Origin of the sequence: Haloarcula ordinaria (genome assembly GCF_029338275.1) — an archaeon.
Lineage (GTDB): Archaea > Halobacteriota > Halobacteria > Halobacteriales > Haloarculaceae > Haloarcula > Haloarcula ordinaria.
Map to the genome: position 1 here is coordinate 1,125,297 of NZ_CP119789.1, position 13,058 is coordinate 1,138,354.

Here is a 13,058-nt window from a genome sequence, read left to right on the forward strand (position 1 = left end):
CGCTGCGTGCGTCGCCGTCCGCCGGCGAGCCGCCCGTTCACTCGTTCCCGACCGGTTTCCGACGGAGTTCGTCGAGCTGGTCCCGGAGGCGGCTCAGCTCCGTCTCGAGCTCCTCGCGCCGGTCGATGAGCGTGCTCAACTCCTCGGTGTTGACCGAGTAGTCGTTCTCCAGGGCGACGTCCAGGGCATCCGTGGTCGCCGCGGCGAGGTCCGTCGAGACGCGCAGCACCTCGCTCGGCGTCCCCCGCGACTCGTACAGCTCGACGTCGCCCGACAGCGGTCGGTAGGTCACCATCGGCGACTCGATCTCGCGATGGTACGTCACCGTGTAGCTGGTGTCCGTGACCGGGTTGTGTCGGTCCTCGGCCCGCTCGGTCCGAACGATGTTGAACGGCTCTGCGAGCGACGCGTAGGTGTCGGCCAGGTCCCGCAGCTGGTCCGCGGCCGTCACGTCGAGCTGAGCCTCCACGTCGCCGAAGAACTGTCGGGAGTTGGTGAGGCTGAACGCCACCGTGTAGAAGACCGATTCGTCGCTGTCTGCCAGGTTCCGGACCCGCTCGCGGACCTCCTCGTGATGGCCTTCGATGGTCTGGCGTTCGAGCTCGTCGAGCAGCGTCCTGACCCCCCGTTCGCGCTCGAGAAACGACTCGACGATTGCCCCCGGCATCTCTTCGCCGTCCACGTCGTCCATGTTCTCTCCTTCAGGTGTGGTCACTAAACAGTTTGTTGCCCACGCCCGTCCCACGGTTCCCGGTAACACAAAACATATGCCATATCGCTGTAAGGACTAACACGTCCGCTCCCCGAGGTGGGACGGACGGCTATGACAGGGTGAGGGGGGTTTTCCCCCTCGCGTGCCGCCAGTTCCCGTGAGCGTCGCTTGGTTATGCGCCGACTTCTCCCGCTCTGCCCGTCGTGACCCGGTATTGCCACGGCGACGAGACGGACCGATCGTATTCGACAGCAGTGTGGTCGAGGGGATTTGAACCGAGCCAGACGTGCTCGCTCACTCCGTTCGCTGTGCGCGACTGGCAGGGTTCATATCCGCCCGTCGCCGTATTCGTCGAACTCGCAGTTGCTCGGCGACGAGACGTCTCGCTGGGAATTAAGTTCGACAAAAGTACGCCCGGAGCGGGATTTGAACCCGGGCAAACGCGTCGCTGTCGCTCGCGTTTGCGTGATTCAAATCCCTTTCGGCGGTTCCTTGCTCACGGTGACGAGCACACGCTACGCGGCGCTCGTCGAAGTTGTTCGCAATAGAAGACGCCCGGAGCGGGATTTGAACCCGCGTCACAACCGTGACAGGGTTGTATGATGGGCCACTACACCATCCGGGCACGCTGCCTTGCTGCACTTCGTGGTATCCCGGTGCTGGTATTAAGACTTTCCAAACAAGGACGCCCTGTGACGGTACCCCGTAGCGGACCCAAACTTCTATGTCGGCCCTCGGCCAACGGACTGGCACGCAAGGACATCCCATGGCCGGCGTGTGGCGTCGCCGACCGGGGTCGAGTAGCCACGGCAGGCTGAGTTGGCAAGTGTTATATGCGTCCCGACAATACTGACCTGTAGTATCTCGTGACAGCCACCTTCTCTAGCAGCAGGCCCCACGCACGCACACACACATGGTAGATGTAAGTCAACACGACCTCGTCCCCGACCACAGCGTCGTCGACGAGGACGACCTCGAAGCAGTGCTCGACGAGTACGACATCAAGCGGACGGACCTCCCGAAGATCAAACGTGCCGACCCGGCGTTGCCCGACGACGCCGAGGAAGGTGACGTGATTCGAATCGTTCGTGACTCACGGACGACCGACGAGGCCATCGTATACCGACTGGTGGTGGAATAATGAACACACAGGACCGACGCGCAATCTCGCGTGAGTACTTCGCGAAAGAACGGCTCGCAGAACATCACTTCCGCTCCTTCAATGCCTTCCTCGACAGAGGGATGCAGCAGGTGGTCGACGAGAAAGAGACCATCGACACCGACATCGGCGACAAGGAAGGACAGGAACCGGTGTGGGTCGAACTCGGCGACGTCCGGGTCGTCACCCCCCGCGTCCGCGAGGCCGACGGGAGCGAGGAACTGCTCTATCCCCAGGAAGCCCGACTGCGCAACATCACGTACTCCGCGCCGGTGTTCATGGAGATGGCCATCGTCCGGGGCGGCGAAGAGGAACCCGAGGAAGTCGTCGACCGGACCGAGACCAAGATCGGGCGCATGCCCATCATGGTCGGCTCGAACAAGTGCAACATCGCGGGCTTCACCCGCGAGGAGCTCATCGACATCGGCGAGGACCCCGCCGACCCCGGCGGCTACTTCTGTGTCAACGGCTCCGAGCGGGTGCTGATGACCAGCGAGGACCTCGCCCCGAACAAGATTCTGGCCGAGTACGACACCAAGTACGGCGACGAGGTCCAGGTCGCAAAGACCTTCTCCCAGCGCCGTGGCTACCGTGCCCTCGTGCTCTGTGAGCGGACCCGTGACGGACTGCTCGAAGTCTCGTTCCCCTCGGTCTCGGGCAGCATCGACTTCGTGACGCTGGTCCGGGCGCTCGGCCTCGAATCCGACGAGGAGATCGTCCACCGCGTCTCGGAGGACCCCGAGATCGTGAAGTTCATGCTCGAGAATCTGGAGGAAGCCGAAGTCCAGACGACCGAGGGCGCCATCGAGGCGCTCGGGAAGCGCGTCGCCTCCGGCCAGGGCAAGAACTACCAGCTCAAGCGGGCCAACTACGTCATCGACCGCTACCTCCTGCCGCACCTCCACGAGGAGGGCGTCGACGAGGAGGAGGTCCGTATCAACAAGGCGTTCTACCTCTGCCGGATGGCCGAGGCGTGCTTCGAACTCGCACTCAACCGCCGCGAGTCCGACGACAAGGACCACTACGCGAACAAGCGACTGAAGGTCAGCGGCGACCTGATGACCGACCTGTTCCGGACGGCGCTGAACAAGCTCGCCCGGGACGTGAAATACCAGCTCGAACGAGCCAACATGCGGAACCGCCAGCTCTCTGTCTCCACCGTGGTTCGCTCGGACGTGCTGACCGAGCGGCTCGAACATCCCATCGCGACGGGCAACTGGGTGGGCGGACGCTCGGGTGTCTCCCAGCTGGTCGACCGGACCGACTTCATGGGCGTGCTGTCACACCTCCGCCGCCTGCGATCGCCGCTCTCCCGCTCGCAGCCCCACTTCGAGGCGCGTGACCTGCACGCGACCCAGTGGGGTCGCATCTGTCCTTCCGAGACGCCGGAGGGACCGAACTGTGGACTGGTGAAGAACTTCGCCCAGGCCATGGAACTCTCGCAGGACGTCGAGGACGCACAGGGACTGAAACAGGAACTCGCAGAGATGGGGGTCCAGGGCATCCCCGGAATCGAATCGATCGAAACACAGCCCGCGGACGACTAAACCATGAGCCAGGGACGCGAAGCCAAAGTTTACGTAAACGGTAGTCTGGTCGGAACACACCCCGACCCCGAACAGCTCGCACAACAGGTCCGACAGGCGCGACGACGGGGAGACGTCTCCCAGATGGTCAACGTGTCGGTCAAGGACCGCACCGACGAGGTCATCATCAACGCCGACGCCGGCCGGGCCCGCCGCCCGCTCCTGGTCGTCGAGGACGGCGACCCACTCATCACGGACGAGGAGATCGAGGCCGTCAAGGACGGCGACCTCGGGTTCGACGAACTCGTCGAGCGGGGTCTCGTCGAGTTCATCGACGCCGAAGAAGAGGAGGACATCCTCGTCGGCGTCGACGAGACGGAACTCACCGAGAACCACACCCACCTCGAGGTCGATCCGCAGCTGATGTTCGGTATCGGCGCGGGGATGATTCCGTACCCCGAACACAACGCCTCGCCCCGGATTACGATGGGGTCGGGGATGATCAAGCAGTCGCTGGGGCTCCCGAGCGCGAACTACCGCATCCGCCCGGACACCCGCCAGCACCTGCTGCACTACCCGCAGCTCTCGATGGTCAAGACCCAGACCACCGAGCAGATCGGCTACGACGACCGCCCGGCGGCCCAGAACTTCGTCGTCGCCGTCATGTCCTACGAGGGGTTCAACATCGAAGACGCTTTAGTGATGAACCAGGGGTCGGTCGACCGCGCGCTCGCCCGCTCCCATTTCTTCCGGACCTACGAGGGCGAGGAACGGCGCTACCCCGGTGGGCAGGAGGACCGCTTCGAGATTCCGGACGACGAGGTCCGGGGCGCCCGCGGCGAGGACGCCTACACGCACCTCGACGACGACGGCCTCGTGAACCCCGAGACGAAGGTCGGCGAGAACGCCGTCCTGCTCGGGAAGACCAGCCCGCCCCGGTTCCTCGAGGAACCGGACGACATGGGCGGCCTCTCGCCCCAGAAACGACGTGAAACCAGCGTCACGATGCGCTCGGGCGAATCCGGCGTCGTGGACACGGTCACGCTGATGGAGGGTGAGGACGGCTCGAAACTCTCGAAGGTCTCCGTGCGTGACGAGCGAATCCCAGAGCTCGGCGACAAGTTCGCCAGCCGGCACGGCCAGAAGGGCGTCGTCGGCCACATCGCCCCCCAGGAGGACATGCCCTTCACCGAGGAGGGCGTCGTCCCGGACCTGGTCATCAACCCGCACGCGCTGCCGTCGCGGATGACCGTCGGCCACATCTTAGAGATGATCGGCGGGAAGGTCGGTGCGCTGGAAGGTCGGCGCGTCGACGGCACCGCCTTTACCGGCGAGGACGAGGAGCGACTCCGTGGCTCCCTGGAGGAGCACGGCTTCGACTCCAGTGGCAAGGAGACGATGTACTCCGGGGTCACCGGCGAGAAGATTGAAGCCGACATCTTCGTCGGCGACATCTTCTACCAGAAACTCTACCACATGGTCTCGAACAAGCTGCACGCCCGTTCGCGCGGGCCGGTGCAGGTGCTCACCCGCCAGCCCACCGAAGGGCGAGCCCGCGAAGGTGGCCTGCGCGTGGGTGAGATGGAACGGGACGTGCTCATCGGCCACGGGGCGGCGATGGCACTCAAGGAACGACTCCTCGACGAGTCTGACCGGGAGTTCATCAACGTCTGTGGCCAGTGTGGCATGACCGCCGTCGAGAACGTCGAGCAACGGCGCGTCTACTGTCCGAACTGTGAGGAGGAGACCGACATCCACGAGGTCGAGATGTCCTACGCGTTCAAGCTCCTCTTAGACGAGATGAAGGCGCTCGGAATCGCCCCGCGGATCGAACTGGAGGACGCAGTATGAGTTCCCAACAGACACCGAAAGAGATCGGCCAGATCAGCTTCGGGCTGATGAACCCCGAGGAGTACCGCGACATGTCGGCGACGAAGGTCATCACCGCCGACACCTACGACGACGACGGCTTCCCCATCGACATGGGCCTGATGGACCCGCGCCTGGGCGTCATCGACCCCGGCCTGGAGTGCAAGACCTGCGGGAAACACAGCGGGTCGTGTAACGGCCACTTCGGCCACATCGAACTGGCCGCGCCGGTCATCCACGTCGGGTTCTCGAAGCTCATCCGACGGCTGCTGCGCGGGACCTGTCGCGAGTGCTCGCGGCTCTGTCTCGACGAAGCCGAACGCGAGGAGTTCGCCGGTCAGCTCCAGCGGACCCGCGACCTGGGCCGCGACCTGAACGACGTCACGAAGGCCGCCATCCGGCAGGCCCGCAAGAAGGACCGCTGTCCGTTCTGTGGGGAGAAGCAGTACGACATCAAACACGAGAAGCCGACCACGTACTACGAGGTCCAGGACGTCCTCTCCTCGGAGTACCCCTCGCTCATCGCCGCCGCGATGGAGGAGGCCGACGACCCAATCTCGCCCGTCGACCTCGCCGAAGAGACCGGCATCGACCAGAGCCGCGTCCAGGAGATCCTCAGCGGCGAGTTCCGCCCCCGGAAGGAGGACCGCCGCGCCTTAGAGAAGGCGCTGAACGTCGACCTGACCGAGGAGGACCACAACAAGCTGATGCCCTCGGACATCCGCGACTGGTTCGAGGACATCCCGGACGAGGACATCGAGGTTCTGGGCATGAACCCCGACCGCTCGCGACCCGAGTGGATGATTCTCACCGTGCTGCCGGTGCCGCCGGTCACCGCCCGTCCCTCCATCACGCTGGACAACGGCCAGCGCTCCGAGGACGACCTGACCCACAAGCTCGTGGACATCATCCGCATCAACCAGCGGTTCATGGAGAACCGCGAGGCCGGTGCGCCCCAGCTCATCATCGAGGACCTCTGGGAACTGTTGCAGTACCACGTCACGACGTTCATGGACAACGAGATCTCGGGCACGCCGCCGGCGCGACACCGCTCCGGTCGCCCGCTGAAGACCCTCTCCCAGCGCCTCAAGGGCAAGGAGGGGCGATTCCGTGGCTCGCTGTCCGGGAAGCGCGTCAACTTCTCGGCGCGAACCGTCATCTCGCCGGACCCGACGCTCAGCCTGAACGAGGTCGGTGTCCCCGAGCGCGTCGCGCGTGAGATGACCCAGACGATGAACGCCAACGAGCGCAATCTCGAGAAGGCCCGGCGCTACGTCGCCAACGGGCCCGAAGGCCACCCCGGCGCGAACTACGTCCGACGACCGGACGGCCGCCGCCTGAAGGTGACCGAGAAGAACTGCGAGGAACTGGCCGAGAAGGTCGAACCCGGCTGGGAGGTCTCCCGACATCTCGTGGACGGCGACATCATCATCTTCAACCGGCAGCCCTCGCTGCACCGGATGTCCATCATGGCTCACGAGGTCGTCGTGATGCCGTACAAGACGTTCCGGCTCAACACCGTCGTCTGCCCGCCGTACAACGCCGACTTCGACGGCGACGAGATGAACATGCACGCGCTGCAAAACGAGGAGGCACGGGCCGAAGCGCGCGTCCTCATGCGCGTGCAGGAACAGATGCTCTCGCCGCGCTTCGGCGAGAACATCATCGGCGCCATCCAGGACCACATCAGCGGGACGTACCTGTTGACCCACACCAACCCGCAGTTCAACGAGACGCAGGCCCTGGACCTGCTTCGGGCGACGCGCATCGACGAACTGCCCGACCCCGACGGCGAAGACGAGAACGGCGACGCCTACTGGACCGGACGGTCGCTGTTCTCCGAACTGCTGCCCGACGACCTGAACCTCGAGTTCATGTCATCAGCCGGCGACACCGTCCTCATCGAGGACGGCCAGATGCACGATGGCACCATCGACGAGGACGCCGTCGGCGCGTTCGGCGGCGAGGTCGTCGACACCATCGCCAAGGAGTACTCGCGGACCCGCGCCCGCATCCTCGTCAACGAGGTATCGGCGCTGGCGATGCGCTCCATCATGCACTTCGGGTTCTCCATCGGAATCGACGACGAGTCCATCCCGCGAGCGGCCGAAGAGCAGATCAACGACGCCATCGACTCCGCGTACGACCGCGTCGAGGAGCTCATCGAGACCTACGAGCAGGGCGACCTCGAGTCCCTGCCCGGTCGAACCGTCGACGAGACGCTGGAGATGAAGATAATGCAGACGCTGGGCAAGGCGCGTGACTCCGCCGGTGACATCGCCGAAGACCACTTCGACGACGACAACCCGGCCGTGGTCATGGCCGAGTCCGGCGCGCGTGGGTCGATGCTGAACCTGACCCAGATGGCCGGCTGTGTCGGCCAGCAGGCGGTCCGTGGCGAGCGCATCAACCGTGGCTACGAGGGCCGAACCCTCTCGCACTTCGAGGAGGGCGACCTCTCGGCGGACGCCCACGGCTTCGTCGAGGCCTCCTATCGCTCGGGGCTCTCGCCCAAGGAGTTCTTCTTCCACGCGATGGGTGGCCGCGAGGGCCTGGTCGACACGGCAGTCCGGACGTCGAAGTCCGGCTACCTCCAGCGCCGGCTCATCAACGCCCTGTCCGAACTGGAGACGCAGTACGACGGTACCGTCCGGGACACCTCGGACACCATCGTCCAGTTCGAGTTCGGCGAGGACGGCACCTCGCCGGTCAACGTCTCTTCCAGCCAGGACGAGGCCGCCGTCGACGTCGAGCAGATCGCCGACAGCGTCCTCAACGAGGAGTTCGGCTCCGAGCGCGAGAAGGAGTCGTTCCTGGGACAGCGGACCGAACACACCAACCTCTCGGAACAGGCCGACGACTGGTGGATGGCCGAGGGTGACGACTAACAATGACAGCAAACGTCTCCGCAGACATCGAAGCGGTCGTCGAGGACACGGAGCTCCCGCGACGGCTGAAAGACGAGGTGTACAGCACCATCGAAGACCGCGACCTCGGCGTCGAGGACGCCGACCGCATCGCACAGGCCGTCGAGTCGCGCTACATGGAGACGCGGGTCGACCCGCTGGACCCGGTCGGGACCGTCTCGGCCCAGTCCATCGGGGAGCCGGGCACGCAGATGACGATGAACACGTTCCACTACGCCGGCGTGGCGGAGATCGACGTCACCCAGGGGCTCCCGCGCCTCATCGAGCTCGTCGACGCCCGGAAGACGCCGGACACGCCGATGATGACCGTCCACCTCGACGACGAGTACGCGACCGACCGCGAGAAGGCCCACGAGGTCGTCTGGAAGATCGAGGCCACCCGCATCCTCGCGCTGGGTGACATCTCGACGAACGTCGCGGACATGCTCGTCGAGATCGACCTCAACGACGACACCCTGCTCGAGCGGTGGCCGACCGTCGACGACGTCGACGCCATCGCCGAGGAGATCGCCGAGACCATCGAGTCGAACCTCGGCGTCGAGGCCCGCCAGGTCGGAACCGTCATCGAGTTCGGCCCCGAGGAGCCCAGCTACCGCGACCTGCTGCAGCTGGTCGAGGAGCTGCGCGACATCATCTTCAAGGGCATCGAGGAGGTCTCCCGCGTCGTCATCCGCAAGGAAGACCTCGAGGACGGCGAGGAGTTTGTCCTCTACACCGAGGGGTCGGACTTCGGCGACGTCCTCGGTATCGAGGGCGTCGACGCCTCGCGGACCACGTGTAACAACATCCACGAGATCTACCGCGAACTGGGCGTCGAGGCCGCCCGCGAAACGCTGATCAACGAGACGATGAACACCCTCGAAGAGCAGGGGCTGGACGACGTGAACGTCCGCCACCTGATGCTGGTCGCGGACATCATGACCAACGAGGGGACCATCGAGTCCATCGGTCGCCACGGTATCTCCGGGTCGAAGGACTCGGTGCTCGCCCGCGCCGCGTTCGAGGTGACGGTCAACCACCTGCTTGACGCCGCCATCCACGGCGAGGTCGACCAGCTCGACGGCGTCACGGAGAACGTCATCGTCGGCAAACCCATCAAGCTCGGCACCGGAGACGTCGACCTCCGGATGGGCGTCAGTCGTAACGCCGACTGATGCGGGTCGAGCTCTCGGACGAGGCCCGACAACTGGTCGCCCTCTTCGAGAACGAGGCGTCCATCACCGTCCGGGACTGCGTGGTCGACGAGGACCACGACCAGGTGGTCTATCTCGTCAAACGTGGTGACATGGCCGACGCAATCGGCCCCGGTGGCCAGACCGTCCAGCGCGTCGAAGAGCAGCTCGGCCGCGACGTGAAACTCGTCGAGGGGGCCGAGACGGCGGCGGACTTCGTCGCCAACGCGCTGGCCCCGGCGGCGGTGTACAACGTCACCATCTCCGAGAACGACGACACCGTCGCCTACGTCGAGGTGGCCCAGGAGGACCGCGGGGCCGCCATCGGCCGCGACGGCCGCAACATCGACGCCGCACGGGACCTGGCGAAGCGCCACTTCGACATCGACGGCATCGAACTCACCTGAGACCGGGCGCTCTCCGGTCGTTCGCTACACCGAGAGCGATGGCTGTGGGACACGATTGTGGGACAGAACGCCACACACGCCTGCTCTCGCCCGGAAACAAAAGAGGAGTCTTAAGTATCTCGGCAGGCTACGAACGCGTACTATGACGAACGGCAAATACGCCGCGCGCAAACTCAAGAAGGACCGCCAGAAGCACCGGTGGTCCGACTCCGACTACGCGCGCCGCGAGCGAGGCCTGGGCAAGAAGTCCGACCCGCTCGAGGGCGCGCCCCAGGGCCGAGGCATCGTACTGGAGAAAGTGGGCATCGAGGCCAAGCAGCCCAACTCCGCCATCCGGAAGTGCGTCCGCGTTCAGCTCATCAAGAACGGGAAGCAGGTCACCGCGTTCTGTCCCGGTGACGGTGCCATCTCCTTCATCGACGAGCACGACGAGGTCACCATCGCCGGTATCGGTGGGGCGAAGGGTCGTGCGATGGGGGACCTCTCCGGTGTCAACTACAAGGTCGAGAAGGTCAACGGCGTCTCCATGATCGAGCTCGTTCGCGGGAACGCGGAGAAACCGGTCCGATAACCATGAGTGCCGAAGACACACCCGAAGGCGAGGAGCCCGAAGACGTCGAGGAAGAGACCACCCGCGCCAAGCTCTTTGGCGAGTGGGACATCTCCGACATCGAGTACACGGACCCCTCCACCGAGCGCTACATCAACGTCACGCCCATCGCCCACACGATGGGGCGCCACGCCGAGAAGCAGTTCAAGAAGTCCGACATCAGCGTCGTCGAGCGGCTCATCAACCGCCTGATGCAGACCGACGAGAACACGGGCAAGAAGCAGCTGGCGACGTCTATCGTCACCGACGCCTTCGACATCGTCCACGACCGCACCGACGAGAACCCGATCCAGGTGCTCGTCCGCGCCGTCGAGAACAGCGCGCCCCGGGAGGAGACCGTCCGCCTGAAGTACGGGGGCATCAGCGTCCCGAAGGCCGTCGACGTCGCGCCCCAGCGCCGCGTCGACCAGGCCCTGAAGTTCCTCGCCGAGGGCGTCTACGGCAGCTCGTTCAAGACGACCACCAGCGCCGAGGAGGCCCTCGCCCAGCAGCTCATCGGCGCGGCGAACGCCGACGTCCAGACCTACGCGGTCAACCAGAAAGAGGAGAAAGAGCGCGTCGCGGCGGCCGCTCGATAATCTGCGGGACTGTCTTTTCGTCTTCACTCGCTGCCCAGTGACGACGCCGAGAGTCGGTCGGCCCTGCCGTTAACCCACGATTATATTGGGGTTGACGATAGACGTTCGTCCATGTCACAGGAGTACAGCTCGGTCGAGCTGGTCGGTGACGAGACGGTCAAGCACTTCACGATGGCGGTGCTCGTGGCGGCGCTGACGGCGGCGCTCTCGCAGATCTCGATTCCGCTGCCGGGGTCGCTCCCGCCCTTTTCGCTCCAGCCGTTCGGGATGTTCTTCGCCGGCCTGCTGCTCGGCCCGCTGTGGGGCGGGCTGGCACTGGCGCTGTACATCCTGGTCGGCGTCGCCGGTGTCCCGGTGTTCTCCAACGGGAACGCCGGCCTCGGCTACGTCCTCGTGGGCCAGGGCACCGGTGGCTTCCTCGTGGGCTTCCTCGCCGGCGCGGTCGTCGCCGGCGCTATCGTCCACCGTGACATCGACCCGCGTGACCTCTCGACGGTGTCGGTGCTCGTCCAGGTGGTGGGTCTCGCCGCCGCGCTCGTCGTCGTCTACGCCATCGGCGTCCCGTGGCTCTCGGCCGTCACCGGCCTCCCGCTCGTCCGGGCGGCCACCGTGATGCTCCCGTACGTCCCCTTCGACGTGGTGAAGCTCGGCATCGCCGTCGCCATCGTCGAGGGTGGCTACCTCGCGACGCGATGATAACGCTCGAGGACGTCACCTTCCGCTACGACGATACCCGCGTCCTCGACGGGCTCTCGCTGTCGGTTCCCGACGGGGAGTTCTGCCTGCTGGTCGGCCCCAACGGGAGCGGGAAGACGACGCTCGTCCGGCACCTGAACGCGCTGTTGACGCCCGAGGCAGGGACCGTCACCGTCGACGGCGTCGACGTGAGCGAGTCCCCGGTGGTCGCCCGGACCACGGTCGGGATGGTGTTCCAGCACCCACGCGACCAGTTCGTCGCCGCCACCGTCGGGGCCGACGTGGCGTTCGGGCCGGAGAACCTCGGGCTCGAGCGGGACGAAATCGACCGCCGGGTCGACGACGCGCTGTCGGCCGTGGGACTGGCCGACCGGGTCGACGCCCGGCTGGACTCGCTGTCGGGCGGCGAGCAGGCGCGGGCGGCCATCGCCGGGGCGCTGGCGATGGAGCCCGACTACCTCGTGCTGGACGAACCGCTCGTCGGCCTCGACTGGCCGGCCCGCGAGTCCGTGCTCGAACACCTCTCGGCACTCAACGACGCGGGCACTGGTCTGCTGGTCGTGACCCACGACCTGCGCGACCTCCACGAGCGGGCCGACCGGATCGTGGGACTCGACGGCGGGCAGGTCGTCCTCGACGACGCGCCCGCGGCGGCACTGGACCGCGTCGAACCCCTCGGCGTCCGGGACCCGCGATGCTGACCTACCAGTCGGGGGCGACGGCGCTCCACCGCCTCGACCCGCGGGGGAAACTCCTCGTGCAGTTCGGCCTGGCCATCGCCGTCGTCGCGCACCCGACTGTCCCGTGGCTCGTCGGCGCGACGCTGCTCGGCTTGGCCGCGCTGGCGGCCGCACGGCTCTCCCCGCTCACCGTGTTCCGGGCGTACTGGGTCGTCTTCGCAGTGCTGGCCGTCGCCCCGCTGCTGGCCGGCGTGGCCCTCGGTCCACCCTGGTTTCGGGTCGACCCGGCGCTCGACTCGCTTCGCGCCGTCGCGCGGGTGGTTCCCATCCTCTTCGTGAGCGCCGCTTACCTCCGGACGACGTCGGTCCGTGAGACCCGGGCCGCCGTCCAGCGAGTCGTCCCCGGCAAGCCCGGTCAGTTGCTCGGCGTCGGGATGGCGCTGGTCGTGCGACTCTTCCCCCTCGTACTCAGCGACGTCCGGGAAGTGCGGGACGCGATTCGGGCCCGCGGCGGGGAGCGGCGGTCGCCGTGGGAGCGGGCTCGGGTACTGGTCGTCCGGTCGCTGGACCGGACGCTCGCCCGCTCGGACCGCCTGGGGGTCGCGCTCCGGGCCCGGTGTTTCGCCTGGAACCCGACGCTCCCGGCGCTGGCATTCGAGGGGCGTGACTACCCGGTCCTGGCACTGGGGCTCGCGCTGACGCTGTCGCCGCTGTTGTGACCA

The 13,058-nt window shown here is 66.1% G+C and carries 12 protein-coding genes and 1 tRNA gene; 11 read left to right on the forward strand and 2 right to left on the reverse strand.

Features of this window, described 5'->3' with window-relative positions:
- Nucleotides 1-37: 37 nt before the first annotated feature.
- Both P1L41_RS05955 and P1L41_RS05960 read right to left on the reverse strand, forming a co-directional pair.
- Entirely contained in the window at nucleotides 38-691 is a 654-nt protein-coding gene (locus P1L41_RS05955; RefSeq protein ID WP_276297948.1) for a hypothetical protein, read from the reverse strand.
- Between the two features lie 573 nt (nucleotides 692-1,264).
- Nucleotides 1,265-1,337, reverse strand: a tRNA-Asp gene (locus P1L41_RS05960).
- Nucleotides 1,338-1,625: 288 nt separating this feature from the next.
- On the opposite strand from P1L41_RS05960, the gene P1L41_RS05965 reads away from it, so the two are divergent.
- From P1L41_RS05965 to P1L41_RS06015, 11 genes are all read left to right on the forward strand, one after another.
- Nucleotides 1,626-1,853, forward strand: a complete 228-nt coding sequence (locus P1L41_RS05965; RefSeq protein ID WP_276297949.1) for a DNA-directed RNA polymerase subunit H — start codon at nucleotides 1,626-1,628, stop codon at nucleotides 1,851-1,853.
- Nucleotides 1,853-3,418 carry a DNA-directed RNA polymerase subunit B'' gene (locus P1L41_RS05970; RefSeq protein WP_276297950.1) on the forward strand — a complete coding sequence of 522 codons (1,566 nt, stop codon included), beginning with the start codon at nucleotides 1,853-1,855 and terminating at the stop codon, nucleotides 3,416-3,418. The genes P1L41_RS05965 and P1L41_RS05970 overlap by 1 nt, the downstream gene beginning before the upstream one ends.
- A gap of 3 nt (nucleotides 3,419-3,421) precedes the next feature.
- A complete protein-coding gene (rpoB, locus tag P1L41_RS05975; protein ID WP_276297951.1) occupies nucleotides 3,422-5,248 on the forward strand; it encodes a DNA-directed RNA polymerase subunit B in 1,827 nt (608 codons plus the stop codon).
- Nucleotides 5,245-8,154 (forward strand): DNA-directed RNA polymerase subunit A', encoded by a 2,910-nt coding sequence (locus tag P1L41_RS05980; protein ID WP_276297952.1) that lies wholly within the window; start codon nucleotides 5,245-5,247, stop codon nucleotides 8,152-8,154. Before rpoB ends, P1L41_RS05980 begins: the two co-directional genes overlap by 4 nt.
- 2 nt (nucleotides 8,155-8,156) lie before the next feature.
- Nucleotides 8,157-9,347, forward strand: coding sequence for a DNA-directed RNA polymerase subunit A'' (rpoA2, locus tag P1L41_RS05985; protein ID WP_276297953.1), 1,191 nt, complete (start codon nucleotides 8,157-8,159; stop codon nucleotides 9,345-9,347).
- Entirely contained in the window at nucleotides 9,347-9,772 is a 426-nt protein-coding gene (locus P1L41_RS05990) for a NusA-like transcription termination signal-binding factor (RefSeq protein ID WP_276297954.1), read from the forward strand. The genes rpoA2 and P1L41_RS05990 overlap by 1 nt, the downstream gene beginning before the upstream one ends.
- Nucleotides 9,773-9,914: 142 nt before the next feature.
- The gene (locus P1L41_RS05995; RefSeq protein ID WP_276276341.1) at nucleotides 9,915-10,343 is read left to right on the forward strand and encodes a 30S ribosomal protein S12; all 429 of its coding nucleotides are present in this window, start codon (nucleotides 9,915-9,917) and stop codon (nucleotides 10,341-10,343) included.
- A gap of 2 nt (nucleotides 10,344-10,345) precedes the next feature.
- Nucleotides 10,346-10,960: a 30S ribosomal protein S7 gene (locus P1L41_RS06000; RefSeq protein WP_276297955.1), complete on the forward strand. Its 615-nt coding sequence runs from the start codon at nucleotides 10,346-10,348 to the stop codon at nucleotides 10,958-10,960.
- 111 nt (nucleotides 10,961-11,071) lie between these two features.
- The gene (locus P1L41_RS06005) at nucleotides 11,072-11,656 is read left to right on the forward strand and encodes a biotin transporter BioY (RefSeq protein ID WP_276297956.1); all 585 of its coding nucleotides are present in this window, start codon (nucleotides 11,072-11,074) and stop codon (nucleotides 11,654-11,656) included.
- Nucleotides 11,653-12,357, forward strand: coding sequence for an energy-coupling factor ABC transporter ATP-binding protein (locus P1L41_RS06010; RefSeq protein ID WP_276297957.1), 705 nt, complete (start codon nucleotides 11,653-11,655; stop codon nucleotides 12,355-12,357). Before P1L41_RS06005 ends, P1L41_RS06010 begins: the two co-directional genes overlap by 4 nt.
- Nucleotides 12,351-13,055, forward strand: a complete 705-nt coding sequence (locus P1L41_RS06015; protein ID WP_276297958.1) for an energy-coupling factor transporter transmembrane component T family protein — start codon at nucleotides 12,351-12,353, stop codon at nucleotides 13,053-13,055. Before P1L41_RS06010 ends, P1L41_RS06015 begins: the two co-directional genes overlap by 7 nt.
- Nucleotides 13,056-13,058: the final 3 nt, after the last annotated feature.

Coding starts and splice junctions, on each gene's coding strand:
- P1L41_RS05995 (WP_276276341.1), top strand. CDS start 9,915: ATGACGAACGGCAAATACGCCGCGCGCAAACTCAAGAAGGACCGCCAG.
- P1L41_RS06010 (WP_276297957.1), top strand. CDS start 11,653: ATGATAACGCTCGAGGACGTCACCTTCCGCTACGACGATACCCGCGTC.
- P1L41_RS06000 (WP_276297955.1), top strand. CDS start 10,346: ATGAGTGCCGAAGACACACCCGAAGGCGAGGAGCCCGAAGACGTCGAG.
- rpoA2 (WP_276297953.1), top strand. CDS start 8,157: ATGACAGCAAACGTCTCCGCAGACATCGAAGCGGTCGTCGAGGACACG.
- P1L41_RS05990 (WP_276297954.1), top strand. CDS start 9,347: ATGCGGGTCGAGCTCTCGGACGAGGCCCGACAACTGGTCGCCCTCTTC.
- P1L41_RS05980 (WP_276297952.1), top strand. CDS start 5,245: ATGAGTTCCCAACAGACACCGAAAGAGATCGGCCAGATCAGCTTCGGG.
- rpoB (WP_276297951.1), top strand. CDS start 3,422: ATGAGCCAGGGACGCGAAGCCAAAGTTTACGTAAACGGTAGTCTGGTC.
- P1L41_RS05955 (WP_276297948.1), bottom strand. CDS start 691: ATGGACGACGTGGACGGCGAAGAGATGCCGGGGGCAATCGTCGAGTCG.
- P1L41_RS06005 (WP_276297956.1), top strand. CDS start 11,072: ATGTCACAGGAGTACAGCTCGGTCGAGCTGGTCGGTGACGAGACGGTC.
- P1L41_RS05965 (WP_276297949.1), top strand. CDS start 1,626: ATGGTAGATGTAAGTCAACACGACCTCGTCCCCGACCACAGCGTCGTC.
- P1L41_RS06015 (WP_276297958.1), top strand. CDS start 12,351: ATGCTGACCTACCAGTCGGGGGCGACGGCGCTCCACCGCCTCGACCCG.
- P1L41_RS05970 (WP_276297950.1), top strand. CDS start 1,853: ATGAACACACAGGACCGACGCGCAATCTCGCGTGAGTACTTCGCGAAA.